Origin of the sequence: Streptomyces sp. P17 (assembly GCF_032436805.1) — a bacterium.
GTDB lineage: Bacteria > Actinomycetota > Actinomycetes > Streptomycetales > Streptomycetaceae > Streptomyces.
On sequence record NZ_JAVRBF010000159.1, the window covers coordinates 1 to 2464 of the forward strand.

Consider the following 2464-nt stretch of genomic DNA (forward strand, 5'->3'; position numbering starts at 1 on the left):
TCACGGGCTTTCCTCCGGGCTTCCCTTCGGTCTTGCGTTTCCGACTCTATCAGATCTTTCCGATCCGATTTCCTCGGTGCTTTCCGGCCTCTCGGCCTTCCGGCGGTGTTGACTTTATCAGATCCTCTCGGAGTCTGACGCCCAGTCAACCGGGCTTGTCCTCGCGGCCGTTGGGCCGTTCCGACGTCTCAAACCTTAGCGGATTCCCCTGGCAGTTCCTAATCGGGCTGCCGAGTCCCATTCGAATTGAATTCGGGCACGCCGAATTCATCCCGGCTGGGAGATCGTGCTGGTGGTTTTGAGGTGCCGCTCATGCGGCGGAGGTGCTGTCGCAGAACCGTTACGGCTCGGCGGCAACCCGAAGAACTTTACGGATCGGGGAGGGGGGTGTCAAGCGACGCCTGTCAAGATCTTTAATCCAGGTCGGTCAGCCGGCCGCCGGCGTCCGGCTGGGCGTGTTCCACCCTGCGCAGGAGGCGGGTGAGGACCTCGCCGAGGGCCGTGCGCTCCTCAGCGGAGAGGTCCTGGAGCAGGTCCTCCTCGAAGCCGGAGGCGAGGCGCATGGCCTCCATCCACTTCTCGCGACCCTCTGTCGTGAGCTCAACGATGACCCGGACCCGGTTGGACTCGTCACGCTCCCGGGTGACCAGGCCCTCGGTGACCATGCGGTCGATCCGGTGGGTCATCGCGGCCGGCGTCAGGCCGAGGCGCTTGGCGAGCTCACTCGGACCCAGCCGGTACGGGGCGCCCGAGAGGACGAGGGCCTTGAGGACCTCCCACTCCGTGTTGCTGATGCCGAGGGTGGCGGTCTGGCGGCCGTAGGCGACGTTCATACGGCGGTTCAGCCGGGACAGCGCCGAGACGATCTTCTCGACCTGGGGGTCGAGGTCCCGGAACTCGCGCTGGTAGGCGGCGATCTGCTCTTCGAGTGTCGGCTCGCTGCTGATGCCGGAGTTGTCGCCCATGGGCCGCAGTATCGCACGGCAGTAGTTGGCGTTGAAGTCCTTCCATGTGTACTCTTTAGCTTCGAACTTTAGCTTTGAAGTCTTCAGGTCTAACCACTTCAGGCCTAACTATTTGAGAGAGGTGAACGTGACCAGGGCGATGGGCGCAGCGATGCGCCGGATCCATGTGGGTAACGCACTCAGCGCGTTCGGGCTCGGCTTCACGGTCCCGTATCTGTACGTCTACGTGGCGCAGGTGCGGGGCCTTGGTGCCGTCACGGCGGGGCTCGTGCTCGCCGTGTTCGCCGTGGCCGCGCTGGTCGTGCTGCCGTTCGCCGGGCGGGCGATCGTCCGGCGCGGCCCGCTTCCGGTGCTGCTCGCCGCCCTGGTCACCGCCGCCCTTGGTGCGCTGAGCCTCGGGCTCGCGGGGAACGCCACGGCTGTGCTGCTGTCGGCTGCCGCGCTCGGTGCCGGTCAGGCCGTGATGCAGCCGGCGCTGGCGACGATGATCGTGGACGTGTCAACTGCGGAGACCCGGTCGCGGGCTTTCGCGACGCAGTTCTTCCTGCAGAACCTCGGGCTCGGTGTCGGTGGCCTCATCGGTGGTCACCTGGTCGACACGTCTCGCGTTTCCTCCTTCACCCTGCTCTTCGCGATCGAGGCGGCGATGTTCCTGCTGCTGGTCGTGGTCATGGCGACGGTGCGGATGCCGCACTCGCCGCGGATCGGGGACGCGCCCGGGCGGTCGGGGAAGGGCAGCTGGAAGCAGTTGCTCGGGAACCGGGCGATGGTGCAGCTGTGTGTGCTGGGCTTCGTGCTGTTCTTCGCCTGCTACGGCCAGTTCGAGTCCGGGCTGAGCGCGTACGGCGTGGCGGCCGCCGGGATCTCCACGTCGGCGCTCGGGACGGCGCTGGCCGCGAACACGGCGATGATCGTCGTGGCGCAGTTCGCCGTGCTGAAGTTCGTGGAGCGGCGGCGTCGGTCTCGGGTGATCGCGGGGGTCGGGCTGATCTGGGCGGTGGCCTGGGTCGCGGCCGGGTACGCGGGGCTTGGGCAGGGCAGCCAGGAGATGGCTACGGCGGCCTTCGTCTCGACGTATGCGCTGTTCGGGCTGGGTGAGGCGATGTTGTCGCCTACGGTCGCGCCGTTGGTGGCGGATCTGGCGCCGACGGGTATGGCTGGGCAGTACAACTCAGCGTTCGCCCTGGTGAAGCAGTTGGCTCTGGCGGTGGGGCCGGCGGTGGGTGGGCCGATGGGGGCCGCGCTGCATGCGCCGTACATCGTGACGTTCTTGCTGTTCTCGCTGGGCATCACGGTCCTGGCGCTGCGCCTGGGCCGCCGTCTGACGCCCGAGCAGGACCAGCCGGCCCTGGCGAGGAGCCGGGTGGTGGCGACGGGTGGCACGGCCCCGGCGCGGGCACACGCCTGAATTTCCTCACCCCCGCCGCCCCTGCCCTCCCCCAGAGGGGGGACCCCACCGTCCCCTGGGGGCTGCCGCCCCCAGACCCCCGCTTCGGCCC

General features: G+C 68.0%; 2 protein-coding genes. One reads left to right on the forward strand and one right to left on the reverse strand.

Features of this window, described 5'->3' with window-relative positions:
* Positions 1-413: 413 nt before the first annotated feature.
* Entirely contained in the window at positions 414-965 is a 552-nt protein-coding gene (locus RMT89_RS39985; protein WP_315888662.1) for a MarR family transcriptional regulator, read from the reverse strand.
* Between the two features lie 139 nt (positions 966-1104).
* Between RMT89_RS39985 and RMT89_RS39990 the strand changes: the two genes are divergently transcribed.
* Positions 1105-2373, forward strand: a complete 1269-nt coding sequence (locus RMT89_RS39990; protein WP_315888663.1) for an MFS transporter — start codon at positions 1105-1107, stop codon at positions 2371-2373.
* Positions 2374-2464 lie beyond the last annotated feature (91 nt).